Genomic DNA, 24,505 nt, shown 5'->3' on the forward strand with positions numbered 1-24,505 from the left:
CGATTGAGCTGGTAAATGTGAGTCCTTATCATTTGGCCCACATTTTCCGACCGAGAGACCACTCCCATGTTGGCACCCAAGCGTCTTCTGACCGCACTGGCCTTGACCCTGATCGGCAGCACAACGGCCCAGGCCGCTGATGAAGTGGTGGTTTACTCGTCGCGCATCGATGAGCTGATCAAACCAGTGTTCGATGCTTACACCGCGAAAACCGGGGTGAAGATCAAGTTCATCACCGACAAGGAAGCGCCGCTGATGCAGCGCATCAAGGCCGAAGGTGAAAACGCTACTGCCGACCTGTTGCTCACCGTTGACGCCGGCAACCTCTGGCAGGCCGAGCAGATGGGCATCCTTCAGCCGTTCACCTCGAAAACCATCGACGCCAACATTCCGCTGCAATATCGCTCGTCCACTCACGCCTGGACCGGCCTGAGCCTGCGCGCGCGGACCATCGCCTACTCCACCGAACGCGTGAAGCCGGGTGAGCTGACCACCTACGAAGCGTTGGCCGACAAAAACTGGGAAGGTCGCCTGTGTCTGCGCACCGCGAAGAAGGTCTATAACCAGTCGCTGACCGCGACCATGATCGAAGTCCATGGCGCCGAGAAGACCGAGAAGATTCTCAAGGGCTGGGTCAACAACCTGTCCACCGACGTGTTCTCCGATGACGTTGCAGTGCTTGAAGCGATCAACGCCGGGCAGTGCGATGTCGGCATCGTCAACACCTACTACTACGGTCGTCTGCACAAGCAAAAGCCAGAGCTGCCGGTGAAACTGTTCTGGCCGAATCAGGCCGATCGTGGCGTGCACGTGAACCTGTCGGGCATTGGCCTGACCAAGCACGCTCCGCACCCGGAAGCAGCCAAGGCTTTGGTTGAATGGATGACCACGCCTGAGGCGCAGAAGATTTTCGCTGACGTGAACCAGGAGTTCCCGGCCAACCCGGCGGTGGCACCTTCGGAAGAAGTGGCGGCGTGGGGCAAGTTTGTCGCTGATACCTTGCCGGTGGAAGTGGCGGGCAAGCGTCAGGCTGAGGCGATCCGGATGATGGATCGGGCGGGCTGGAACTGAGTCTGCTGCTGTAGAGAGCAAAAGATCGCAGCCTTCGGCAGCTCCTACATGAGATCACCTGTAGGAGCTGGCGAAGGCTGCGATCTTTTTGCTTTTTTCCCTAAACTCCACGATTTTCCCGCGAGACCTTCGAAGTGGCCCACCCCGCCCAACGCCGCTGGTACCCCATCGTCTTCGCCATCGCCGCGCTGGTGCTGTTGCCCCTGAGCGTTCTGCTGCTCTCCTGGCAGACCATCGACCAGCAAATCTGGTCGCACTTGTGGCAAACCCAGATGCCGCGTCTGCTCGGCAACACCCTGACGCTGGTCGTTGGCGTCGGTGTCGGTGTGACGCTGCTGGGTGTCAGCCTCGCCTGGCTTACCAGCCTCTGCGAGTTCCCCGGTCGGCGCTGGCTCGATTGGGCGTTGATGCTGCCCTTTGCCATTCCCGCCTATGTGCTGGCCTTCGTTTTCGTCGGCCTGCTGGATTTTGCCGGCCCGGTGCAAACCCTGCTGCGCGAATGGTTCGGCACGGGCCTGCGGCTGCCACGGGTGCGCTCCACCGGCGGGGTGATTGTGGTGTTGGTGCTGGTTTTCTATCCCTACGTTTACCTGTTGGCGCGCACTGCATTCCTTGCCCAGGGCAAGGGCCTGATGGAAGCGGCGCGGGTGCTCGGCCAGTCGCCATGGCAGGCCTTTTGGCGTGTCGCGTTGCCGATGGCGCGTCCGGCCATTGGTGCCGGCGTGGCGTTGGCGCTGATGGAAACCCTGGCGGATTTCGGCGCGGTGTCGGTGTTCAACTTCGACACCTTCACCACGGCGATCTACAAAACCTGGTACGGCTTCTTCAGCCTGTCGAGCGCGGCGCAACTGGCCAGCCTGTTGCTGCTGGTGGTGATGCTGGTGCTCTACGGCGAGCGTCGAGCACGCGGCGCCAACCGGGCAAGCACCGAGCGGCCACGGGTGAAAGCGCTGTATCACTTGCACGGGCTCAAGGCGTTCGCGGCGATGAGCTGGTGCGGCCTGGTGTTCGCCTGCGCCTTCGTCATTCCGCTGCTGCAACTGATCGTATGGTTCTGGCAGCGCGGCCGTTTCGATCTGGATGAGCGCTACGCCGGGCTGATCCTGCACACCCTGTATCTGGGCGGCATGGCAGCGCTGATTACCGTCAGTGTTGCGCTGCTGCTGGCGTTTGCCCGGCGGCTGGCGCCGACACAGGCGATCAACTCGGGTGTTGGTCTGGCCAACCTGGGCTACGCCTTGCCGGGTTCGGTGCTGGCCGTGTCGATCATGCTGGCGTTCAGTTATCTGGATCGCGAACTGGTGATTCCGCTCTCCGCTTGGTTCGGTGGTGCGGGCAAGCCTTTGCTGCTGGGCAGTCTGGCGGCGTTGCTGATGGCCTATCTGGTGCGCTTTATTGCCGTGGCTTATGGGCCGCTGGAAAGCAGTCTGGCGCGTATACGGCCCTCTTTGCCCGAAGCAGCACGTAGCCTGGGTGTCAGTGGGCCGCGACTGTTTTTCAAAGTGTATCTGCCGCTGTTGCTGCCCGGCACGTTGAGTGCGGCGTTACTGGTGTTTGTCGATGTGCTCAAGGAAATGCCCGCGACCCTGCTGATGCGCCCGTTTGGCTGGGACACGCTAGCGGTGCGGATCTTTGAAATGACCAGCGAGGGCGAATGGGCGAGGGCATCGTTGCCGGCGCTGACGCTGGTTCTGGTCGGCTTATTGCCGGTTATCGGATTGATCCGCCGCTCGGCGCACCGAAACACTTAGTCGTCAGTCCTGAATCATGCGGCTACAATGCGCGGCATTCGGTGCGGTTCGTCTGACAGACCCGTTCGCTGAAATCGGCTGAAAGCCTTCTATTTCGCGGCTTTCACCCCGTACAGCGGCTGTCCGCACCTTCGCCACGCCCGGAAGGAGAAACCCATGGGACAGCGTACGCCTCTGTATGACCTGCATCTCGCCCTCGGCGCGAAGATGGTCGATTTTGGCGGTTGGGACATGCCACTGCATTACGGCTCGCAGGTCGAGGAGCACCACGAAGTGCGCCGCGACTGCGGGGTGTTCGATGTATCCCACATGACCGTGATCGATGTCACCGGCACCCAGGCCAAGGCCTGGCTGCAGCATTTGCTGGCCAATGACGTCGATCGTCTGCACCGCCCCGGCCGTGCGTTGTACAGCACCATGCTCAACGAGCGCGGCGGCATTGTTGACGACATGATCGTCTACCGCCTCGATGACGCTTATCGTCTGGTGGTCAACGCCTCCACCCGCGATCAGGATCTGGCCTGGATGAACGCGCAGCGCGACGGTTTTGACGTGCAACTGCACGAGCGCTCCGAGCTGGCGATGCTCGCCATTCAGGGCCCGCAGGCCCGGCACAAGATTGCCGAACTGGTGACCCAGTCCCGCGCCACGCTGATCCAGCACCTCAAACCCTTCGAAGGCTACACCGACGGTGACTGGTTCATCGCGCGTACCGGTTATACCGGTGAAGATGGTCTGGAAATCTGCCTGCCGGCCAATCAGGCGCCGGGGTTCTTCAACGACCTGGTTGGCGCCGGCATTTCCCCGATCGGCCTCGGTGCCCGCGATACCTTGCGGGTTGAAGCCGGGATGAACCTGTACGGTCAGGACATTCATCAGGACGTTTCGCCACTGGCCTCGAACATGGCCTGGAGCATTGCCTGGGAACCGGCCTCGCGCCAGTTCATCGGCCGTGCTGCGCTGGAGGCGGAAAAAGCCGCCGGCGTCGCGCACAAACTGGTCGGTCTGGTGCTGGAAGAACGTGGTGTTTTGCGCGCCCATCAAGTGGTTCGCATCGCCGATGTTGGCGAAGGGGAGATCACCAGTGGTAGTTTCTCTCCTACGCTGAGCAAATCGATTGCCCTGGCGCGTGTTCCGATGGCAACCGCCGACCGCGCCGAAGTGGAAATCCGTGGCAAGTGGTACCCGGTACGGGTGGTCAAACCGACCTTCGTACGCCATGGCAAAACTTTGATCTAACCTTTTTCCGGCGGGCATGACCGCTGACCCAATTCCGAGGACACCGAAGATGAGCAATATCCCCGCTGAACTGCGTTTTGCCGAAAGTCATGAATGGGCCCGTCTGGAAGCCGACGGCACCGTCACCGTGGGCATCAGCGATCACGCGCAGGAAGCGCTGGGCGATGTGGTGTTCGTCGAGTTGACTGAAGTGGGTAACAAATTCGCCGCTGAAGATCAGGCAGGTGTGGTTGAGTCGGTGAAAGCCGCTTCCGACATCTACTCGCCGATCGCTGGTGAAGTCATCGCCGTCAACGAAGAGCTGAGTGCTTCTCCGGAACTGCTGAACTCCGATCCGTACGGTGCGTGGATCTTCAAACTCAAGCCAGCAAACGCCGCCGACCTGGAAAAACTGCTCGACGCTGCCGGCTACAAGGCTGCCATCGGCGAGTAAGCTTTGAGCAACACCGCAAAGCCCCGACCTGTCGGGGCTTTTTCATGGGCGATGAAAAATCCCTTGCGGGAGCGAGCCTGCTCGCTCCCACAGGGAATGGGGTCTGTTCTTGAAATTTGCGTTAGACACGGGCTGCTATGCTGGTTTGACCGTGTTGCATTGACGCCGAGCGCCAGCCTAGAGAGAGCCCGTCATGTCCCAGTTGCCATCCCTGAGCCAGTTACGCGATCCCGATGCCTTCCTGCGCCGTCACCTCGGCCCCGATGCCGCCGAACAGCAGGCGATGCTCGACAGCCTCGGCCTTGGCAGTCGGGTTGAGCTTATCGAACAGACGGTACCGCCGGCCATCCGCCTTAACCGCGCACTGGATCTGCCACCGGCCCTCGACGAACAAGCGGCGCTGGCCAAACTGCGCGGTTACGCCGAGCAGAATCAGGTCTGGACCAGCCTGATCGGCATGGGCTATCACGGCACACTCACGCCCACGGTCATCTTGCGCAACGTCCTGGAAAATCCCGGCTGGTACACCGCGTACACCCCGTATCAACCGGAGATCGCCCAGGGCCGGCTCGAAGCCCTGCTGAATTTCCAGCAACTGACCATCGACCTCACCGGTCTGGAACTGGCCAACGCGTCTTTGCTCGATGAGGCCACGGCGGCGGCGGAAGCCATGGCGCTGGCCAAGCGCGTAGCGAAGGCGAAGAGCAATCTGTTCTTCGTCGATGAAAACTGCCATCCACAAACCATTTCGGTGGTGCAGACCCGAGCCGAAGGTTTCGGCTTCGAATTGATCGTCGATGCTGTGGATAACCTCAAACAGCACCAGGTGTTCGGTGCGCTGTTGCAGTATCCCGATACCCATGGCGAGGTGCGTGATCTGCGCCCGCTGATCGATCACTTGCATGCGCAGCAAGCGCTGGCCTGCGTCGCCACGGATTTGCTCAGTTTGCTATTGCTGACGCCGCCGGGTGAGTTGGGCGCCGATGTGGTGTTCGGTTCATCGCAGCGCTTTGGCGTGCCGATGGGGTATGGCGGCCCGCACGCGGCGTTCTTTGCCAGTCGCGAGGAATACAAACGGGCGATTCCGGGGCGGATCATCGGCGTGTCGAAAGATGCCCGGGGCAACGTCGCGTTGCGCATGGCGTTGCAAACCCGCGAGCAACATATCCGCCGCGAGAAGGCCAACTCGAACATCTGCACCGCCCAGGTGCTGCTGGCCAACATCGCCAGTTTTTACGCGGTGTATCACGGGCCGGAAGGTTTAAAACGCATCGCCCAACGCGTGCATCGGCTGACCTGCATTCTGGCCGCTGGGCTTGAGCGCAAGGGCATCAGTCGGGTCAATGTGCAGTTCTTCGATACGCTGACGCTGGAGGTCGGCGGGGCGCAAACGGCGATCATCGAAAGCGCCCAGGCTGCGCAGATCAACCTGCGGATTCTCGGGCGCGGTCGGGTCGGGCTGAGCCTCGATGAGACCTGCGATGAACGCACCGTGGCCAAGCTGTTCGATGTGCTGCTCGGCGCCGATCATGGGTTGAACGTCGAGGAACTCGACGGGGAACCCCTGACTTCGGGCATCCCCGACAACCTCCAGCGCAACACACTGTACCTGCGCCACCCGGTGTTCAACGCCCATCACAGCGAAACCGAGATGCTGCGCTATCTCAAACAACTGGAAAACAAGGATCTGGCGCTCAATCAATCGATGATTCCGTTGGGTTCTTGCACCATGAAACTCAACGCCACCAGCGAAATGATCCCGATCACCTGGCCGCAGTTCGCCAACCTGCATCCGTTCGTGCCGCGTGAGCAGGCAGTCGGTTATACGCTGATGATCGAGGAGCTGGAGCGTTGGCTGTGCGCAATCACCGGGTTCGATGCGATCTGCATGCAGCCCAACTCCGGCGCTCAGGGTGAGTACGCCGGGCTGCTGGCGATCCGCAAATACCACGAGAGCCGTCAGCAGGGGGCGCGGGAGATCTGCCTGATTCCGTCCTCGGCCCATGGCACCAACCCGGCCTCGGCGCAAATGGCCGGGATGCGCGTAGTGATCGTCGAGTGCGACGAGGCGGGCAACGTCGATCTGGAGGATCTGAAAGCGAAAGCCGCCGAGGCTGGGGATAAGTTGTCATGCCTGATGGCGACCTATCCGTCGACCCACGGTGTGTACGAGGAGGGCATCAGCGAGATCTGCGAGGTTATCCACAAGCATGGCGGTCAGGTCTACATGGACGGCGCCAACCTCAATGCGCAGGTCGGGCTGGCGCGGCCGGCGGACATCGGCGCTGATGTGTCGCACATGAATTTGCACAAGACCTTCTGCATCCCCCATGGCGGCGGTGGGCCAGGCATGGGGCCGATCGGTGTTCGTGCGCATCTGGCGCCGTTCGTCGCCAATCACCCGGTGGTGCCGATCGACGGGCCACTGGCGCAGAACGGCGCGGTCAGCGCGGCGCCCTGGGGCAGTGCGAGCATTTTGCCAATCAGCTGGATGTACATCGCCATGATGGGCCCGCAACTGGCGGATGCCAGCGAAGTGGCGATTCTGGCGGCAAACTACCTGGCGCAGCATTTATCCGGCGCGTTCCCGGTGCTGTACACCGGTCGCAACGGGCGGGTCGCTCACGAATGCATTCTCGACCTGCGGCCCTTGAAGGCCCTGACCGGGATCAGCGAAGAAGACGTTGCCAAGCGTTTGATGGATTACGGCTTTCATGCGCCGACCATGTCCTTCCCGGTGCCGGGCACCTTGATGGTCGAGCCGACCGAGAGCGAGTCGAAAGCGGAACTGGATCGTTTTATCGGCGCCATGCTGAGTATTCGCGCAGAAATCACCGAAGTGCAGAATGGCAACTGGCCGGCCGAGGACAACCCGTTGAAACGGGCACCGCATACCCTGGCGGATGTCACCGGGGTTTGGGAGCGGCCTTACAGCATTGAACAAGGCATCACCCCCGACGCGCACACCAAGGTGCACAAGTATTGGCCGGCGGTGAATCGGGTGGATAACGTTTACGGCGATCGCAACCTGTTTTGCGCCTGTGTCCCGGTGGACGATTACCGCTGAAGATCAAAAGATCGCAGCCTTCGGCAGCTCCTACCCTGATCCTTGTAGGAGCTGCCGAAGGCTGCGATCTTTTGATTTTGCTTTAAAAAAATGCCGCTCGATCGAGCGGCATTTTTGTTGGGGCCAGGCTTACTCGGAAGCCACCGCGTTCTTCGCCAGGATCGCATTCGCCAATTCCATATCGGTCGCCTGCAGGCCCGGATTGTCGGCGCGGACTTTCTGCATTGCGGCTTCCAGATATGGCCCGCGAATGCCGCCATCACTGGCAACGAAACTGCCGGCATCGTCCTGTGCGGCGATGATCAGCTTGTGATCCTTGAAGGTCAGGTAAGTCGAACCGGTGGTGGCACCGGACGAGATGACGTTACGCCAAAAGCTGTCCGCCATGGCCGAACCAACGGGAAGGGACAGCAAGGCCAGAGTGGCGACAGCAAGTTTGAGACGCATGATGAGATGACTCCTGGGGGTTAACTAGGGCCTTGGATCGCCATTTCCCCGATCCGGTTCCGTGGCGGCCTATTTCTGCTCGCTTTGCGGCGTCACCCGCAGCACTTCTTCCACCGTCGTCAGCCCCGCCGCGACTTTCTGCGCCCCAGACAATCGCAAACTGCGCATGCCTTCCTTGAACGCCTGCCGACGAATCGCCGTGAGGTCGGCGTCCGGGGTGATGAACGCCTTGAGGCTGTCGCTCAGTTGCATGATCTCGTAGACCCCGGCGCGGCCACGATAACCGGTGTCGCGACATTCCACGCAACCGATGGCCCGTTGCGCATTACCCGGCAACGGTGCTTGCCACGGGCGGGTCAGAGTTTGCCAGTCTTCGTCTTCGAGCGTCAGCGGTGCCTTGCAATGCGGACACAAGGTACGCACCAGGCGCTGGGCCATGACGCCGAGCACGGTGGCTTTTATCAGGTAATGCGGCACGCCGAGTTCGAGCAGACGGCTGATGGCGCTGGGGGCGTCGTTGGTGTGCAGAGTCGACAACACCAGGTGCCCGGTGAGCGCTGCTTGAATCGCCATTTCAGCGGTTTCCAGGTCGCGGATCTCGCCGATCATGATGATGTCCGGGTCTTGCCGCATCAGCGCGCGAACCCCGGCGGCGAAGCTCAGGTCGATATTGTGCTGCACCTGCATCTGGTTGAACGCCGGTTCGACCATTTCGATCGGGTCTTCGATGGTGCAGAGGTTGACCTCCGGCGTCGCCAGTTTTTTCAGCGTGGTGTACAGCGTGGTGGTCTTGCCCGAACCGGTCGGCCCGGTGACCAGAATGATGCCGTTGGGCTGGCGGGTCATGTCTTGCCAGCGGCGCAAATCGTCGGCGCTGAAACCCAGTTGATCGAAATCCTTGAGCAGCACTTCCGGGTCGAAAATCCGCATGACCATTTTTTCGCCAAACGCGGTGGGCAGCGTTGAAAGCCGTAACTCGACTTCGCCGCCGTCCGGGGTCTTGGTCTTGACCCGGCCGTCCTGGGGTTTGCGCTTCTCGGCGACGTTCATCCGCCCGAGGCTTTTCAGGCGACTGACAATCGCCATGGTCACCTGCGGCGGGAATTGATAGACGTTGTGCAGCACGCCGTCGATGCGAAAGCGCACGGTGCCTTGTTCGCGCCGCGGTTCGATGTGGATATCACTGGCGCGCTGCTGGAAGGCGTACTGGAACAGCCAGTCGACGATGTTGACGATGTGCGCGTCGTTGGCGTCCGGCTCCTGATCGCTGGCGCCGAGGTTGAGCAGCTGTTCGAAGTTGCCGAGGTTGCCGCTCTGGGCATCGGCATTGCTGGCGCCACTGACCGATTTGGCCAGGCGGAAGAACTCGACGCTGAAGCGCTGGATATCCGCCGGGTTGGCCACCACCCGTCTGATCGGCAGCTTCAATACGTGGGTGAGATCGGCCTCCCAACCGGTGACGTAAGGCTGGGCGCTGGCCACGGTGACCGAATCGCGGTCGACCGCCACGGCGAGAATCTTGTGTCGCTGCGCAAAGGCGTAAGACATCAACGGCGTGATGGCGGCGACGTTGATCTTCAGCGGGTCGATGCGCAGGTACGGTTGGCCGGCCTGCTGGGCCAGCCACAGGGTCAGGCTTTCCAGGTCGAGGTATTTGCCTGGCCGGCTGAGGTCGTCGAGTTGCTGGCTGGCGATGAACTCCAGTGGATGCTTCTGGCCGTGAGCGGCATGGCGACGGCGGGCATTCAGCGCCTGCTCGGCCGCGTCCTGGCCGATAAAGCCTTGGGCGACCAGTTCACGCAACACCTCGTTGAGATCCAGCCAGCGGTCCTGAGTGGCAAATTGAACGGACATGCGGGCTTCCTTTTGAACGACAGTGCGCAAAAGGATAGTCGCGGCCCTGCAGACCGTTGGGCCACTACCCGACGAAGCCGTTGCCGGATTTGTCAGCCGGCCGCTTGCGCTGGCGCTTCCCAAGCACTGTCGGCGTTTTGCAGGTTCACCGAACAGACGCTGACCAGATTACGAAGTTTTTCCGCGATCACCTGCGCGCGATGCCAGCTCAGCCCGCCCATGACCAGGTCGATCGACAGCAGATCATCCATGCGCTGCACATTGACCTGCTCGGGCGTGAGGAACTGCAGCGCGAACAGGTTGAGCACCCGCACCAGCAGATCCGGCTCGGCCTCGGCGAGGATCTGATACTGCGCCAGGCAATGAGCGTTGCTGACATTCCAGACATCGGCGCGGGTTGGCGCGGTGGTGACGGCTTCGAGGTGCGGCATGGTGAGTCTCCAAAATTTCTGGAGGAATTTTTACATTCGGTGCTGGGTATTTCTTGGCTATGATCGGCGTTATTGGCGTCTTGTTGAAAAGATCAATTCGCATAACCCGGTTATTAAGGTTTATCTATGCACAGCGAGCTGGACAGTTACGACCGCAAGATTCTCGCCCTGCTGCAAGAGGACGCATCGCTCTCGAGTGCGCAGATCGCCGAGCAAGTCGGCCTGTCGCAATCGCCTTGCTGGCGGCGGATTCAGAGGATGAAGGAGGAGGGGATCATTCGTGGCCAGGTGACCTTGCTTGATCGCAAGAAGATTGGCCTGAACACGCAGATCTTCGCCGAGATCAAACTCAATGCCCACGGGCGTTCGAACTTCACCGAGTTTACCGAGGCGATTCGCGGCTTTCCGGAAGTGCTGGAGTGTTATGTGCTGATGGGCGCGGTGGATTTTTTGCTGCGGATTGTCGCGGCGGACATCGAGGCGTATGAGCGGTTCTTCTTTGAGAAACTTTCGCTGGTGCCGGGGATTCAGGAAGTGAATTCGATTGTGGCGCTGTCGGAGATCAAGTCCACCACCAGCCTGCCGGTCTAGCAGAAAAGCAAAAGACTGACTGATCGTACCCACGCGGAGCGTGGGAACGATCATCACAGAGGTGTCACATGCGCAGGAGCATTTTCCATGCGCGATTCTGGTAAACCGTAATCGCCTGCTGCTTGCGTGCATCGAGCAGTTCATCAGTGATCGTCGGCTCGTTGGCCAGTTGCGCCAGTTTGTTCAGCTCGCCGTACAGGCGATCCATTTCCGCGATATCCAGCACATTACGTGCGTGGTGCAGCCAGACCTGAATGCGCTCGATACGCGGCAGTTGTTCAGCCAGATCTTCCGGCTGCTGCTGATAACGCTGCAATTGCAGCGCCGTGGCTTCTTCGCCCAACAGGCGTGGCAACCAGCTGTGCAACTGCGCGCCGCCCTGACGGTTACCACGAACGTTGCGGTCGGCGGTCCAGGTGCGAGCCAGCAGCCAGCGCGACGTGCTCAGCGAGAACAGGCCCCAGCGCGGATCTTCGAGTTCTTCCAGGAACTGCTCCGGCGCAGCCTTGCGTACGTCTTCATCTTCGATACCGGCTTGCACCAGCGGACGCCAGTCTTCCAGCAACGCATCCAGCGCGACGCGCAAATCGTGAGTCGACTGACGCGGCGCGGCCTGGCCGAGGCTGCTGAGCAGGGCGCGCATTTCCGCGAGGTTTTCGACCCAGTCGAGCAACAGGCGCCAGTGGCCGTTGAAACGGTACTGTTCGGCCAGACGCTGGCTGCTGCCGAGCAAGTGCCAGCTCAGCGCGGCGAAGGCGTCGTCGAGTTGGGTTTCCGGGGTCAGTTCCGGCGCCGGCAGGCTCAGCGAGTAGCTGTTGGCGTCGTATAGACGATAGCCACGCTCAGCCTTGCTGATGTCACACGGCATCAACGCCAGGGTTTCAGCCAGTTCGGCAGCCAGTTCCAGCAGCGCGGCAGGCTCGCCTTCGCGCAGCTCGAGTTCCAGCTCGCAGATTTCTTCTTTCTGCTTGCCGACTACCACGTGACCGAGGTCCAGCGCGGCTTCAATGACCACTTTGGTTTTGCCACGACCCCAGGCGATTTCGGCGCGTTCGCGGACGAAATCGGTGGTGAAGATCGGCTTGAGGGTTTTCTTGTCCAGCTCGGCCAGCGACTCGGGCCAGCATTCGCCGTCGAGTTTTTTCACGTCGAGCTTGGCTTTCGGCAATTTCCAGTCGTATTCATTGCGTTCGGACAGACCGGCAACGCTCTGGCCACGGGTCTTGAGGGTCTGAATCACTTCGTCACCGTCCTTGCGCAGGCGCAGGGCGACTTTGGCCTGGGCCAGATCGCGCTCGGGGGTGTCGAAGTACTGGTTCATCAACTCACGGCGTTCCCAGCCACTTTTGTTGCGTTTTTTCAGTAGCGGGTGCTCGCGCAGGGCGGCGAGGGTTTCGCGGCTGACGCGGAGTTTGATTTCGGTTTCTTTCTGCATGGCCGGAAAATCCAGGATCGGGAGCGCAGCCGGGGAATATGTGGCTGCCAAGGCCGTGCAGTGTACAGGACTCAAACTTCCTACGCCCTGCGGCGGTTTATTCCTGACGCCGGATGGTTCTATGATGGACTTCAATTCGGGAGTTGGAGTCAGCGATGCCTTTGCCGTCGATGCAAGACCAGTTCGCTGCGCTGATCGCCGCGCCATCGGTCAGCTGCACCCAACCGAACCTCGACCAGTCCAACCGTGCGGTGATCGATTTGCTCGCCGGTTGGCTGGGTGACCTGGGTTTCAGCTGCGATATCCAGCAGGTCAGCCCCGGCAAATTCAACCTGCTCGCCAGTTTCGGCAGCGGCCCCGGCGGGCTGGTGCTGGCAGGGCACAGCGACACGGTGCCGTACGACGATGCGTTGTGGCAGACCGATCCGCTGAAGCTCACCGAAGTCGATGGCCGCTGGGTCGGCTTGGGCAGTTGCGACATGAAGGGCTTTTTTGCCTTGATCATCGAAGCGGTGCAGCCACTGCTTGATCAACCGTTCAAGCAACCGCTGCTGATCCTCGCCACCTGCGATGAAGAAAGCTCGATGTCCGGTGCCCGTGCTCTGGCCGAGGCCGGGCGCCCGCTGGGCCGTGCGGCGGTGATCGGCGAGCCGACCGGGCTCAAGCCGATCCGCATGCACAAAGGCATCATGATGGAGCGCATCGACATTCTCGGGCAGAGCGGCCATTCGTCGGATCCGCGTCTGGGCCATAGCGCGCTCGAAGCCATGCACGATGCGATCGGCGAACTGCGCGGCCTGCGTCTGCTGTGGCAGCGTGAATTCAACAATCCGCAGTTCAGCGTGCCGCAACCGACGATGAACTTCGGCTGCATCCACGGCGGCGACAATCCCAACCGTATCTGCGGCCAGTGTTCGCTGGAGTTCGATCTGCGGCCATTGCCGGGTATGGACCCGAAAGTCCTGCGTGCGGAGATTCTGCGCAAACTCAACCCGGTGGCTGAGCGGCATCAGGTGAAGATCGACTACAAACCTTTGTTCCCGGAAGTGCCGTCGTTCGAGCAGTCTGAAGATGCCGAACTGGTGCGCATCGCCGAAAAGCTCACCGGCCACTGCGCCGAAGCAGTAGCGTTCGGCACCGAAGCGCCTTATCTTCAGCGCCTTGGCTGCGAAACCATCGTGCTCGGCCCCGGTGACATTGCCTGTGCGCATCAGCCCGGCGAGTACCTTGAAATGTCACGTTTGCAGCCTACCGTGCATCTATTACGGCAACTGATTGAACATTACTGCCTGAAGAATTGAACGCATCCCTTGTAGGAGCTGCCGAAGGCTGCGATCTTTTGATTTTGTTTTGAAGATCAAAAGATCGCAGCCTTCGGCAGCTCCTACAGGGGTGAGCCGTTAAATTAGTGGTAATCCACCCCGTATTCATGAGGAGAGCGCGCGTGTCGCCAAGCCTGTTCCGACGATAACCATCAGCCCGCTGTGCGTTTTCCGTTTCGCCCCTTTTTCGGCTGCTATTTATTACAGGCCCAGGTTCATGCCCGAATACGTCAATTGGCTTCGTCACGCGTCCCCGTACATCAATGCCCACCGCGACTGCACTTTCGTCGTCATGCTGCCCGGCGACGGCGTGGAGCATCCGAATTTCGGCAACATCGTCCACGACATCGTCCTGCTGCACAGCCTCGGCGTGCGCCTGGTGCTGGTGCACGGTTCGCGCCCGCAGATTGAAACCCGTCTCGCCGCCCGTGGCCTGACCCCGCATTACCACCACGGCATGCGCATCACCGATGCCGCGACCCTGGAATGTGTGATCGATGCGGTTGGCCAATTGCGCATCGCCATCGAAGCGCGTTTGTCGATGGACATGGCGTCGTCGCCGATGCAGGGCTCGCGTCTGCGCGTGGCCAGCGGCAACCTCGTTACCGCGCGGCCGATTGGCGTGCTGGAAGGCGTTGACTATCACCACACTGGCGAAGTGCGCCGGGTCGACCGCAAGGGCATCAATCGCCTGCTCGACGAACGCTCGATCGTCCTGCTGTCGCCGCTGGGCTACTCGCCGACCGGTGAAATCTTCAACCTCGCCTGCGAAGACGTCGCCACCCGCGCCGCCATCGATCTGGGCGCGGACAAACTGCTGCTGTTCGGTGCTGACCTCGGTCTGATCGACGAGAACGGCAAACTGGTGCGCGAGTTGCGTCCACAGCAAGTACCGGCGCATTTGCAGCGTCTGGGCAGCAGCAATTATCAGGCGGAACTGCTCGATGCCGCCGCCGAGGCCTGCCGTGGCGGTGTGGCGCGCAGCCATATCGTCAGTTACGCCGAAGACGGCGCGCTGCTGACCGAACTGTTCACCCGTGACGGTGGCGGTACGCTGGTCGCTCAAGAACAATTCGAACTGGTGCGCGAAGCGGCGATTGAAGACGTCGGCGGCTTGCTCGACCTGATCAGCCCGCTGGAAGAGCAGGGGATTCTGGTGCGTCGCTCGCGTGAAGTGCTGGAGCGCGAGATCGAGCAGTTCAGCGTGGTCGAGCGTGAAGGCATGATCATCGCTTGCGCGGCGTTGTATCAGATTGCCGATTCCGACGCTGGTGAACTGGCGTGCCTGGCGGTGAATCCGGAGTATCGCCATGGCGGTCGCGGTGATGAGCTGCTGGAACGCATCGAAACCCGCGCACGGGCGCAGGGCTTGAAGACACTGTTCGTCCTCACTACCCGTACCGCGCACTGGTTCCGCGAGCGTGGCTTCGAACCGAGCAGCGTTGAACGCCTGCCAGCGGCGCGGGCGTCGCTGTACAACTATCAGCGCAATTCGAAGATCTTCGAAAAGACCCTTTGATTAATCAGTGTGTGGCGAGTGTGGCAGGCTAAAGTCCCCACATCGCTGCACCTGTTGTGCATTCCTGTCTCAACCTCTCCTTCTGATTCCCTCCGCTGAAATCCCCGCCTGAAATGACTTTGTGCATTCCGGCAGGGACGGCGGCAGCGCCGTGCGTGAAAAAAATCTCCCGATACACAAACTGTAACAATTGATCCGGATAGTGCGCTGGGTTGGCTGCTGGGTGATGAAACTGTTACAGGATTGTTTCAGGGCAAATCCGTTCAGACAGGGCAGCTTAATACTCTTCAGGAATTGATCGGCGCGTTGTTGGGGGGAGCACCAGAGCGTGCAAATACGGGCTTTAAATTCCTAAAGGGTATTAGAAAAGAAGGCATCCATTCTTTTCAGATTCATGACGAACTCATGAATCTGCATGGACCAAAAAACCGCTGATTAGACCTTGGTCGTAGACACACAAAGTTACGATTGACTTGTGGGTCACGCTCTGGCGCTAATCGCAAACCTTTGGAACCCGGGCATCGATCCGGGCCAGGTCAACAAGAATTAGAAACGAGAGGAGCTTAACAATGAATAAGTCCACCTTGGCCGTGGCTGTGGCCTTTGGGGTATTGGCGCAGCAGGCAGGTGCCGCGGGTTTCATCGAAGACAGCAAGGCTTCTATCAGTTCCCGCACCATGTATTTCAACAACGACAACCGTGATGGCGGCGCAGATCAGAGAGAAGCCGCGCAGGGCTTCAAGTTTGATTACCTGTCCGGCTTCACTCAGGGCACGGTCGGGTTTGGTCTTGATGTGCAGGCGCTCAGCGGCATTCACCTGGATGGTGGTCGTGGGCACCACCCAGACAATAACTCGTTCAGCCCAAGTGATTCCGACGGTTCAGCAACGCAGTCCTGGAGCCGCGTAGCGGGTAACGTCAAGGCTCGTCTGTCCAAGACCGAAGCTCACCTGGGTGGCGCTCTGCAATCTAGCTTGCCGATTCTGGTTGCGAACGATAGTCGTCTGCTGCCTCAAACCTTCGAGGGTGGCACGATCACCTCCAAGGAAATCGACAACGTTACCTTCAATGCTGGTCAGCTCGAGCACGCTGTGGGTCGCGCCTCGACAAACAGCACCGGCCTCGCTGTGGCCGGGGGGACGCAGGACAGCAACCAGTTCCGCTATGCCGGTGCTGACTGGAAGGTCACCAAAGACCTGACCCTGCAGTACTACCATTCGAACCTGCAGGATTATTACAAGCAGAACTTCTTTGGTCTGGTACATGTGCTTCCGATCGGCACCAACCAGTCGTTCAAGACCGATATCCGCTATTTCGACAGCAGCTCCGATGGCAAGAACGGGGACGCAGGCTACCGCTTCAATAACAACGGTGGTTATGCCAAGACCCCGGGCGAGGTCGATAACAAGACCTGGAGCGCCATGTTCACCTATACCTTGGGTGGCAATGCCTTCTTGCTTGGCCATCAACGCGTCAACGATGACGGTGGTTTCGTCTACCTGAACCAAGGCAACGTGGTCGATGGCAACGGTCGCCCTGAAGGTGCCGGTGGCGCCAGTTTCTACCTGTTCACCGACTCCATGATCAACGGTTTCGTTCGTGCCGGTGAAAACACCACCTTCGGTCAGTACTCCTACGACTTCGCAGGTCTGGGTGTACCGGGCCTCAAAGCTTCGATCGCTTACCTGTATGGCGACAACATCAAGGCAACGAATGGCACCGGCAGCGATATGTCCGAGTGGGAACGGGACATGCGTATCGATTACACCATTCAGCAGGGTGCTCTCAAAGGTTTTGGTGTGACTTTGCGCAATGGTGTTTATCGCGGCAGCGAAATCAATATTGCCGATCAGGATCAGACTCGCCTGATCTTCAACTACACCTACAGCTTCCTGTAACAAGTCCTGAAAAAACCTTGCCGCTCGGCAAGGTTTTTTTTGCGCTTTTTTCTATATTCCAAAATCTAAGCCTTATTGCTCTTTTTATTCTTTTTATGTTCTTCGGCGAAAGCCTAAAGTAGACCCGTCCAGCATTCAAAAGACGCTGCGGTGTTTTGGCATTTTTGTCCCTCGACAATCTGAAGGGTTCAGGAATCGGTGTTGAAGCCGATACCTCCAGTCTGCGTTGCCTTTATATATGCCTGGATGCTCTGAAAAAGAGTGAAACAATTCTTTTCAAGACTATGCCGAGGTATCCTTTCGCGGCTTTGACTGGGGGTAATGGTCCGTCGCGATCAAGCGTTGAGGATTTCGGGCAATAGATCCGGAACCGACCGTAAAAAAAGCAAAAAATTAGAAACGAGAGGAGCGATACATGAACAAGTCCACCTTGGCCCTGGCTGTGGCCGTAGGGGTTATGGCGCAGCAGGCAGGCGCCGCCGGTTTCATCGAAGACAGCAAAGCTACTTTGGGGCTGCGTAACTTCTACATCAACACTGATAACCGTGATGGCGATACCAAAGCTGCCAAGGCTCAGAACAAGCAAGAAGAATGGGGCCAAGGCTTCGATCTGCGTTTCATCTCCGGTTACACCCAAGGCACCGTAGGCTTCGGTATCGACGCCATCGGCCTGGTGGGCGTGCGTCTGGACTCGGGTGGCGGCACCAACGGTGCTACGTCGACCTCCTATGGCGGTACTGTATTCCCGAGCAAGTCCAACGGTGAAGCGGTCGACAACTTCTCCAGCCTGGGTTTGACTGCCAAAGCCAAGATCTCTCAGACCGAACTGAAATTGGGCACCCTGCAGCCAAAACTGCCGGTCATCGTGACCAACGACGGTCGTATGCTGCCGCAAACCTTCCAGGGTGGCCAGATCACTTCGAGCGAGATCAAGGATCTGACGCTGGTTGCTGGTCAAATCGAGCACGCCAAGGGCCGTAACTCCAGCAACAACGAAGAGTTGTCGATTGCTGGCTCCAACGCTCACACCGCTGCCGGTCGTGACAGCAACAAGTTCATCTACGGTGGTGGCGACTACAAAATCACCAAAGACCTGACTGCCCAGTACTACTACGGCAATCTGCAGGATTACTACAAGCAGCACTTCCTGGGTCTGGTGCACAACTGGGCAATCGGCCCGGGTGTATTGAAGTCTGACTTCCGTTACTTCAACAGCCGTGACGATGGCGCCAACGGTAACGACCCTGCCTACTACACCACCGGTGACTACGGCACTGGCATCACCAAAGGCAAGGTAGACAACAACCTGTACAGCGGCTTGTTCCTGTACACCGTTGAAGGTCACACCTTCGGTGGCGGTTATCAGGTCAGCAACGGCAACAGCGACTTCCCTTGGCTGAACCAGGGTGACGGCTCGTCGGCTTACATCACCACCGACATGCAGATCGCCAAGTTCGCTCGCGCAGGTGAACGTACCTGGCAAGCTCGCTACTCGTACGACTTCGCCAAAGTTGGCGTACCAGGCCTGACCGCCGGCGTGGTTTACCTGCGTGGCGATAACATCGACACCACCGGTAAAGTCGGCGACCGTCAAGTCAGCACCAACGCGACCGGCCGTTCCGAGTGGGAACGCGACATCACCGTTGGTTACGTAGTACCTGAAGGCCCGCTGAAAAACGTTGGCGTGATGTGGAAAAACGCTATGTGGCGCAACGACATCCCAGGTCAGCGTGACCAGGACGAAAACCGCCTGATCGTCAGCTACTCGATCCCGCTGTTGTAATAGCGCGCTCCTGTATCTGATGTAAAAAGCCTGATGTAAAAAAGCCCCGTCCGGCATCGCGCCGGACGGGGCTTTTGCGTTTTCGAGTCAGGCTCACCCCCGTAAGCCCTCCTCGAGATTTCCCTCTTTACAGCAACTCAAGGCCTTCTCGAACCTTGCGACCGATGTTCGTCGGGATGCCTGCCAGCGTCCAGTGAACAGAAGTTTAATATTCACTAATGATCTAAATATCTATTTATTTATTCTTTTTCACGATGGCAAAACCCGGGCTAGAGTTGAGGTCTCGAACAACTCATCAGGAGCAGGACCATGAGCCTCAGACTCGGCGACATCGCCCCCGATTTCGAACAGGATTCCAGCGCCGGCAAGATTCGTTTCCACGAATGGCTGGGCGATAGCTGGGGCGTGCTGTTCTCCCACCCGGCGGACTTCACCCCGGTGTGCACCACGGAGCTGGGCTTCACCGCCAAGCTCAAGGATGAGTTCAGCAAACGCGGCGTCAAAGCCATCGCGCTGTCGGTCGACCCGGTGGACTCACACCATAAGTGGATCGAAGACATCAACGAAACCCAGAACACCGTCGTCAACTTCCCGATCCTGGCCGATGCCGATCGCAAGGTTTCGGATCTGTATGACCTGATTCACCCGAACGCCAACGACACGCTGACCGTGCGTTCGCTGTTCGTCATCGATCCGAACAAGAAGATTCGCCTGACCATCACTTACCCGGCAAGCACCGGGCGCAACTTCCACGAGATTCTGCGGGTGATCGATTCGCTGCAACTCACCGACAACTACAAGGTGGCCACCCCGGCCAACTGGCAGGACGGTGAAGAGGTGGTGATCGTGCCGTCGCTCAAGGATGAAGACGAAATCAAAAAGCGCTTTCCGAAGGGCTATCGCGCGGTGAAACCGTACCTGCGCCTGACGCCACAGCCGAATCGTTAAGATCAAAAGATCGCAGCCTGCGGCAGCTCCTACAGGGGGATTTCGGTCCGTGTAGGAGCTGCCGAAGGCTGCGATCTTTTCGAGGCATCCACATAGCAGGGGATTTCAGGCCGTTTCGACGGCCTTTTTTTTCGTCTTGAATAACCTGATCCGTATATCTCCAAAACGCATAACCAAATGAATAAATATGATTTATGGATATATAAATCAGCTGGTAAGGTCACTCCCATCGAAGCGAGATCGCAACCTGCGAATCGCCTGTAACGCTTAAGGAATAGTCTCAATGCTGGTCGTCTCACTTGGTGGCAGTCCCAGCCTGCGCTCCCGCTCCGGGGTGCTGCTGGAGCGCTCGCAACGTTGGTTGCAGCAGCAAGGCGTGGAAGTGGTGAGTTATCAGGTGCGGGACTTCCCGGCCGAAGATTTGCTCCATGCCCGCTTCGACAGCCCGAAAGTACTCGACCTGCTGCAACAGATCGAAAACGCGGACGGCCTGTTGATCGCCACACCGGTGTACAAGGCTTCGTTTTCCGGCGCGTTGAAGACGCTGCTGGATCTGCTCCCGGAGCGCGCCTTGAACCACAAGATTGTCTTGCCAATGGCCACCGGCGGCAGCATCGCCCACATGCTTGTGGTCGATTACGCACTCAAACCGGTGCTGTCGGCGCTGAAAGCCCAGGAAATGCTTCAGGGGATTTTTGCCGAGGACAGCCAGATCGCTTACGGCGAAGGCAGTGCTGCGGCGCAATTGGCACCGGCGCTGGAGCAGCGACTGTATGAAGCGCTGGATCAGTTTGTCAGCGCCATGGCCCGCCGGCCGAAACCGCTGGAGCCGGGCCTGTTGAACGAACGTTTGTTGAGTGCTCGCTGGAGCATTTAAGCCTCATCGAAATTTGAAGTACTGGCCTTACTCGCCCGCTAACGGGCAAGCAGGTGCAGCCAAAACCCAACAGCAAAAAGGAGAGCGCTATGCGCACTGTATTTTTGCGTCGTGGTCTGGTCGCTCTGTTTGCTGCGGCTGTCACCTTCGGCGCCATCACTCAAGCTCAAGCCGAGACCCTTCGGATCGGTTATCAGAAGTACGGCACACTGGTGCTGCTCAAAGCCAAAGGCACGCTGGAAAAGCGTCTTGCCGCTCAAGGCGTCGACGTGCAATGGACTGAATTCCCCGGCGGCCCGCAGCTGCTTGAAGGCCTGAACGTCGGCTCGATCGACTTTGGCGTCACCGGCGAAACCCCGCCAGTCTTCGCTCAAGCGGCCGGCGCCGATCTGCTTTACGTCGCCTACGAACCGCCAGCACCGAACAGTGAAGCGATCCTCGTGCCGAAAGACTCGCCGATCAAATCGGTGGCCGATCTCAAGGGCAAGAAAGTCGTCCTGAACAAAGGCTCCAATGTCCACTACCTGCTGGTGCGTGCACTCGAAGACGCCGGCCTCAAATACTCTGACATTCAAACTGTATTCCTGCCGCCCGCCGATGCTCGCGCCGCGTTCGAACGGGGCAGCGTCGACGCCTGGGTGATCTGGGATCCGTACCAGGCGGCCGCCGAGAAACAACTGCAAGCGCACACCCTGCGCGACGGCAAAGGCATCGTCGACAACCACCAGTTCTATCTCGCGACCAAGCCTTATGCGCAGAAAAATCCCGAGGTGATCAAGACCCTCGTCGAGGAAGTGCGCGCAGTCGGCGAGTGGTCGAAGGCCAACCCTGAAGACGTGACCCAGCAAGTCGCGCCACTGCTCGGCCTGCCGGCGGACATCACCCTGACTTCGGTCAAACGCCAAGGCTACGGCGCGCTGTTCCTGACCCCGGAAGTGGTCGCCGCACAACAGAAAATCGCTGACACGTTCTTCCAGCTCAAGCTGATTCCCAAGCCGCTGAGCATCAAGGACGTGATCTGGACACCACCGGCCGCTGTGGCCAAGGCGCAGTAATTCGAATCCCCAAGGAGACCACTCCATGAGCCTCAATATCTTCTGGTTCCTGCCTACCCACGGCGACGGCCATTACCTTGGCACCGCCGAAGGCGCTCGTGCCGTCGACCACGGTTATCTGCAACAGGTCGCGCAAGCGGCGGATCGTCTGGGCTTTGGCGGTGTGCTGATCCCTACCGGGCGCTCCTGCGAAGACTCGTGGCTGGTGGCAGCATCGCTGATTCCGGTGACCCAGCGTCTGAAGTTCCTCGTTGCCCTGCGCCCCGGGATCATTTCCCCGACGGTCGCGGCGCGTCAGGCGGCTACGCTGGATCGTCTGTCCGGCGGTCGTGCGCTGTTCAATCTGGTCACCGGCGGTGACCCGGAAGAATTGGCCGGCGACGGTCTGTTCCTCAGCCACGAAGAGCGCTATCAGGCCTCGGTGGAATTCACCCGTATCTGGCGTCGTGTACTCGAAGGCGAAACCGTTGATTACGACGGCGAACACATCAGCGTGAAGGGGGCCAAGCTGCTCTATCCGCCAATCCAGCAACCGCGTCCGCCGTTGTACTTCGGTGGCTCGTCGGAAGCCGCACAGGACTTGGCCGCCGAGCAAGTGGAAATGGTCCTGACCTGGGGTGAGCCGCCCGCAGCAGTAGCGGAGAAGATCGAACAGGTGCGCGCCAAAGCCGCCAAGCTCGGCCGCACCGTGCGCTTCGGCATTCGTCTGCACGTGATCGTCCGTGAAACCAACGCTGAAGCGTGGCAAGCGGCGGATCGTTTGATCTCGCACCTGGACGACGACACCATCGCCCGTGCCCAAGCTTCGCTGGCGCGTTTCGATTCGGTCGGCCAGCAACGCATGGCTGCTCTGCATGGCGGCAGCCGCGACAATCTCGAAGTCAGTCCGAACCTCTGGGCCGGTGTCGGTCTGGTGCGTGGCGGTGCCGGGACCGCGCTGGTCGGCGATGGTCCGACCGTGGCGGCGCGCGTGAAGGAATACGCCGATCTGGGCATCGACACTTTCATCTTCTCCGGTTATCCACACCTCGAAGAGTCGTATCGCGTCGCTGAGCTGCTGTTCCCGCACCTCGATGTCGAGCGCCCGGAACTGCCGAAAAGCGCCGGTTACGTCAGTCCGTTTGGCGAGATGGTCGCCAACGACATTCTTCCCAAAGCCGCGTCGCAGAGCTGAGGCGCGCCATGAACAAAATCATCCACAGCCTCGCACCCTGGGCATTGCCGGTGTTGCTGTTGGCGGTGTGGCAGTTGTCGGTGTCGGCGGGTTGGTTGTCGACACGGATTCTGCCGGCACCGGTGGCGGTGATCGAAGCCGGCGTGAGCCTGGTGCGCAGTGGTGAAATCTGGACGCATCTGGCGATCAGTGGCTGGCGTGCGGCCCTCGGTTTCACCATCGGCGGCGGCATCGGTCTGGTTTTGGGTTTCATCACCGGCCTGTCGAAATGGGGCGAGCGCCTGCTCGACAGCTCGGTGCAGATGATCCGAAACGTGCCGCACCTGGCGCTGATTCCGCTGGTGATTCTGTGGTTCGGCATTGACGAGTCGGCGAAGATTTTTCTGGTGGCACTGGGCACGTTGTTCCCGATTTACCTGAATACCTATCACGGCATTCGCAACGTCGACCCGGCGCTGGTGGAGATGGCGCGCAGTTATGGCCTGAGCGGTTTCAGCCTGTTCTGGCAGGTGATTCTGCCGGGTGCGTTGCCTTCGATTCTGGTCGGTGTGCGCTTCGCCCTGGGCTTTATGTGGCTGACGCTGATCGTCGCCGAAACCATTTCCGCCAGCTCCGGCATCGGCTATCTGGCGATGAATGCTCGCGAGTTCTTGCAGACCGACGTGGTGGTGCTGGCGATCCTGCTTTACGCGGTACTCGGCAAACTCGCCGACCTCGCCGCCCGTGGACTTGAGCGTGTGTGGTTGCGCTGGCATCCGGCTTATCAGGTTGCCAAAGGAGGTGCGGCATGACCGCTCAACAACCTCCACGCCTGCTGCGCGGGATTCCGCTGGTGGTGCGCAATCTGCAGAAAACCTTCGGTGCGCGGCAGGTGCTGCGCGCCATCGATCTGCACATTCCAGCGGGGCAATTCGTCGCCGTGGTCGGGCGTAGCGGTTGCGGCAAAAGTACCTTGCTGCGCTTGCTCGCCGGCCTCGATCAACCGACTGGGGGCGACCTGCTGGCTGGTGCTGCGCCCCTGAGCGATGCGCGGGAAGACACCCGATTGATGTTCCAGGAAGCACGTTTGCTGCCGTGGAAGAAGATCATCGACAACGTCGGCCTCGGCCTCACAGGCCACTGGCGCCCGCAAGCATTGGCAGCGCTGGAAGCGGTAGGGCTGGCGGATCGTGCCAATGAGTGGCCGGCAACGCTGTCCGGTGGACAGAAACAGCGTGTTGCGCTGGCACGGGCACTGATCCATCAACCGCGCCTGCTGTTGCTCGACGAACCGCTCGGCGCGCTGGACGCGCTGACCCGCATTGAAATGCAGCAACTGATCGAACGTCTCTGGCAGCAACATGGCTTCACGGTGCTGCTGGTGACCCACGACGTCAGCGAAGCGGTGGCGATTGCCGACCGGGTGATTCTGATCGAGGACGGCGAAGTCGGCCTCGACCTGCAGGTCGAACTGCCGCGCCCGCGGGTACGCGGTTCGCATCGCCTGGCGGCGCTGGAAACCGAAGTGCTCAACCGTGTTCTGTCCCTGCCCGGCGAGCCGCCGGCGCCGGAACCTGTTTCACCACTGCCTACGCAACTGCGTTGGGCTCAATAACTCAAGCAAACGACAG

Annotated in this window: 20 protein-coding genes; 16 read left to right on the forward strand and 4 right to left on the reverse strand. The window is 59.8% G+C overall.

Features of this window, described 5'->3' with window-relative positions:
- Nucleotides 1-66: 66 nt before the first annotated feature.
- From M9827_RS13070 to gcvP, 5 genes are all read left to right on the forward strand, one after another.
- Nucleotides 67-1,071 carry an extracellular solute-binding protein gene (locus tag M9827_RS13070; protein ID WP_024014737.1) on the forward strand — a complete coding sequence of 335 codons (1,005 nt, stop codon included), beginning with the start codon at nt 67-69 and terminating at the stop codon, nt 1,069-1,071.
- 134 nt (nt 1,072-1,205) lie between these two features.
- A complete protein-coding gene (locus tag M9827_RS13075) occupies nt 1,206-2,822 on the forward strand; it encodes an ABC transporter permease (protein WP_250605744.1) in 1,617 nt (538 codons plus the stop codon).
- A gap of 156 nt (nt 2,823-2,978) precedes the next feature.
- The gene (gcvT, locus tag M9827_RS13080; protein WP_250605745.1) at nt 2,979-4,061 is read left to right on the forward strand and encodes a glycine cleavage system aminomethyltransferase GcvT; all 1,083 of its coding nucleotides are present in this window, start codon (nt 2,979-2,981) and stop codon (nt 4,059-4,061) included.
- Nucleotides 4,062-4,110: 49 nt separating this feature from the next.
- The gene (gene gcvH / locus M9827_RS13085; protein WP_123454475.1) at nt 4,111-4,494 is read left to right on the forward strand and encodes a glycine cleavage system protein GcvH; all 384 of its coding nucleotides are present in this window, start codon (nt 4,111-4,113) and stop codon (nt 4,492-4,494) included.
- A gap of 193 nt (nt 4,495-4,687) precedes the next feature.
- Nucleotides 4,688-7,561: an aminomethyl-transferring glycine dehydrogenase gene (gene gcvP / locus M9827_RS13090; RefSeq protein ID WP_250605746.1), complete on the forward strand. Its 2,874-nt coding sequence runs from the start codon at nt 4,688-4,690 to the stop codon at nt 7,559-7,561.
- Between the two features lie 129 nt (nt 7,562-7,690).
- Here gcvP and M9827_RS13095 read toward each other — a convergent pair whose 3' ends face one another.
- The 3 genes from M9827_RS13095 to M9827_RS13105 form a co-directional block, all read right to left on the reverse strand.
- Nucleotides 7,691-8,011 carry a DUF2388 domain-containing protein gene (locus M9827_RS13095; RefSeq protein ID WP_171057234.1) on the reverse strand — a complete coding sequence of 107 codons (321 nt, stop codon included), beginning with the start codon at nt 8,009-8,011 and terminating at the stop codon, nt 7,691-7,693.
- Nucleotides 8,012-8,077: 66 nt separating this feature from the next.
- A complete protein-coding gene (tfpB, locus tag M9827_RS13100; protein WP_250605747.1) occupies nt 8,078-9,862 on the reverse strand; it encodes a type IV pilus assembly ATPase TfpB in 1,785 nt (594 codons plus the stop codon).
- Between the two features lie 92 nt (nt 9,863-9,954).
- Nucleotides 9,955-10,293: an ACT-like domain-containing protein gene (locus M9827_RS13105; RefSeq protein ID WP_250605748.1), complete on the reverse strand. Its 339-nt coding sequence runs from the start codon at nt 10,291-10,293 to the stop codon at nt 9,955-9,957.
- 126 nt (nt 10,294-10,419) lie between these two features.
- Here M9827_RS13105 and M9827_RS13110 point away from each other — a divergent pair, with 126 nt between their 5' ends.
- Nucleotides 10,420-10,884: an Lrp/AsnC family transcriptional regulator gene (locus tag M9827_RS13110; RefSeq protein WP_016983809.1), complete on the forward strand. Its 465-nt coding sequence runs from the start codon at nt 10,420-10,422 to the stop codon at nt 10,882-10,884.
- Between the two features lie 64 nt (nt 10,885-10,948).
- Here the strand turns inward: M9827_RS13110 and M9827_RS13115 are convergent, their stop codons facing one another.
- On the reverse strand, nt 10,949-12,319 hold the full coding sequence (locus tag M9827_RS13115) for a CYTH domain-containing protein (protein WP_250605749.1): 1,371 nt from the start codon (nt 12,317-12,319) through the stop codon (nt 10,949-10,951).
- 155 nt (nt 12,320-12,474) lie between these two features.
- On the opposite strand from M9827_RS13115, the gene argE reads away from it, so the two are divergent.
- The 10 genes from argE to ssuB all read left to right on the forward strand — a co-directional run bounded on the left by argE (nt 12,475) and on the right by ssuB (nt 24,489).
- Nucleotides 12,475-13,620 (forward strand): acetylornithine deacetylase, encoded by a 1,146-nt coding sequence (argE, locus tag M9827_RS13120; protein WP_250605750.1) that lies wholly within the window; start codon nt 12,475-12,477, stop codon nt 13,618-13,620.
- 238 nt (nt 13,621-13,858) lie between these two features.
- Nucleotides 13,859-15,160 carry an amino-acid N-acetyltransferase gene (gene argA, locus M9827_RS13125; protein ID WP_103302491.1) on the forward strand — a complete coding sequence of 434 codons (1,302 nt, stop codon included), beginning with the start codon at nt 13,859-13,861 and terminating at the stop codon, nt 15,158-15,160.
- A gap of 569 nt (nt 15,161-15,729) precedes the next feature.
- A complete protein-coding gene (locus M9827_RS13130; RefSeq protein ID WP_250605751.1) occupies nt 15,730-17,058 on the forward strand; it encodes an OprD family porin in 1,329 nt (442 codons plus the stop codon).
- A 415-nt stretch (nt 17,059-17,473) separates the two neighbouring features.
- On the forward strand, nt 17,474-18,841 hold the full coding sequence (locus M9827_RS13135) for an OprD family porin (RefSeq protein ID WP_250605752.1): 1,368 nt from the start codon (nt 17,474-17,476) through the stop codon (nt 18,839-18,841).
- A gap of 309 nt (nt 18,842-19,150) precedes the next feature.
- Nucleotides 19,151-19,789 carry a peroxiredoxin gene (locus tag M9827_RS13140; protein ID WP_134176025.1) on the forward strand — a complete coding sequence of 213 codons (639 nt, stop codon included), beginning with the start codon at nt 19,151-19,153 and terminating at the stop codon, nt 19,787-19,789.
- A gap of 283 nt (nt 19,790-20,072) precedes the next feature.
- The gene (gene ssuE, locus M9827_RS13145) at nt 20,073-20,666 is read left to right on the forward strand and encodes an NADPH-dependent FMN reductase (RefSeq protein ID WP_250605753.1); all 594 of its coding nucleotides are present in this window, start codon (nt 20,073-20,075) and stop codon (nt 20,664-20,666) included.
- An 89-nt stretch (nt 20,667-20,755) separates the two neighbouring features.
- Nucleotides 20,756-21,721, forward strand: coding sequence for a sulfonate ABC transporter substrate-binding protein (locus M9827_RS13150; RefSeq protein ID WP_250605754.1), 966 nt, complete (start codon nt 20,756-20,758; stop codon nt 21,719-21,721).
- 25 nt (nt 21,722-21,746) lie between these two features.
- Nucleotides 21,747-22,895 (forward strand): FMNH2-dependent alkanesulfonate monooxygenase, encoded by a 1,149-nt coding sequence (gene ssuD / locus M9827_RS13155; RefSeq protein WP_250605755.1) that lies wholly within the window; start codon nt 21,747-21,749, stop codon nt 22,893-22,895.
- Between the two features lie 8 nt (nt 22,896-22,903).
- Nucleotides 22,904-23,686 carry an aliphatic sulfonate ABC transporter permease SsuC gene (ssuC, locus tag M9827_RS13160; RefSeq protein ID WP_250605756.1) on the forward strand — a complete coding sequence of 261 codons (783 nt, stop codon included), beginning with the start codon at nt 22,904-22,906 and terminating at the stop codon, nt 23,684-23,686.
- Nucleotides 23,683-24,489: an aliphatic sulfonates ABC transporter ATP-binding protein gene (gene ssuB, locus M9827_RS13165; protein ID WP_250605757.1), complete on the forward strand. Its 807-nt coding sequence runs from the start codon at nt 23,683-23,685 to the stop codon at nt 24,487-24,489. Before ssuC ends, ssuB begins: the two co-directional genes overlap by 4 nt.
- Nucleotides 24,490-24,505: the final 16 nt, after the last annotated feature.

The organism is Pseudomonas sp. AKS31, assembly GCF_023634765.1.
Lineage (GTDB): Bacteria > Pseudomonadota > Gammaproteobacteria > Pseudomonadales > Pseudomonadaceae > Aquipseudomonas.

What these genes read in the sequence shown, in the direction of transcription:
- M9827_RS13140 (WP_134176025.1), top strand. Translation starts at nt 19,151, where the DNA reads ATGAGCCTCAGACTCGGCGACATCGCCCCCGATTTCGAACAGGATTCC.
- argE (WP_250605750.1), top strand. Translation starts at nt 12,475, where the DNA reads ATGCCTTTGCCGTCGATGCAAGACCAGTTCGCTGCGCTGATCGCCGCG.
- M9827_RS13115 (WP_250605749.1), bottom strand. Translation starts at nt 12,319, where the DNA reads ATGCAGAAAGAAACCGAAATCAAACTCCGCGTCAGCCGCGAAACCCTC.
- gcvP (WP_250605746.1), top strand. Translation starts at nt 4,688, where the DNA reads ATGTCCCAGTTGCCATCCCTGAGCCAGTTACGCGATCCCGATGCCTTC.
- tfpB (WP_250605747.1), bottom strand. Translation starts at nt 9,862, where the DNA reads ATGTCCGTTCAATTTGCCACTCAGGACCGCTGGCTGGATCTCAACGAG.
- argA (WP_103302491.1), top strand. Translation starts at nt 13,859, where the DNA reads ATGCCCGAATACGTCAATTGGCTTCGTCACGCGTCCCCGTACATCAAT.
- M9827_RS13135 (WP_250605752.1), top strand. Translation starts at nt 17,474, where the DNA reads ATGAACAAGTCCACCTTGGCCCTGGCTGTGGCCGTAGGGGTTATGGCG.
- M9827_RS13130 (WP_250605751.1), top strand. Translation starts at nt 15,730, where the DNA reads ATGAATAAGTCCACCTTGGCCGTGGCTGTGGCCTTTGGGGTATTGGCG.
- gcvH (WP_123454475.1), top strand. Translation starts at nt 4,111, where the DNA reads ATGAGCAATATCCCCGCTGAACTGCGTTTTGCCGAAAGTCATGAATGG.
- M9827_RS13110 (WP_016983809.1), top strand. Translation starts at nt 10,420, where the DNA reads ATGCACAGCGAGCTGGACAGTTACGACCGCAAGATTCTCGCCCTGCTG.
- M9827_RS13070 (WP_024014737.1), top strand. Translation starts at nt 67, where the DNA reads ATGTTGGCACCCAAGCGTCTTCTGACCGCACTGGCCTTGACCCTGATC.
- ssuB (WP_250605757.1), top strand. Translation starts at nt 23,683, where the DNA reads ATGACCGCTCAACAACCTCCACGCCTGCTGCGCGGGATTCCGCTGGTG.
- M9827_RS13105 (WP_250605748.1), bottom strand. Translation starts at nt 10,293, where the DNA reads ATGCCGCACCTCGAAGCCGTCACCACCGCGCCAACCCGCGCCGATGTC.
- M9827_RS13150 (WP_250605754.1), top strand. Translation starts at nt 20,756, where the DNA reads ATGCGCACTGTATTTTTGCGTCGTGGTCTGGTCGCTCTGTTTGCTGCG.
- ssuD (WP_250605755.1), top strand. Translation starts at nt 21,747, where the DNA reads ATGAGCCTCAATATCTTCTGGTTCCTGCCTACCCACGGCGACGGCCAT.
- ssuE (WP_250605753.1), top strand. Translation starts at nt 20,073, where the DNA reads ATGCTGGTCGTCTCACTTGGTGGCAGTCCCAGCCTGCGCTCCCGCTCC.
- gcvT (WP_250605745.1), top strand. Translation starts at nt 2,979, where the DNA reads ATGGGACAGCGTACGCCTCTGTATGACCTGCATCTCGCCCTCGGCGCG.
- ssuC (WP_250605756.1), top strand. Translation starts at nt 22,904, where the DNA reads ATGAACAAAATCATCCACAGCCTCGCACCCTGGGCATTGCCGGTGTTG.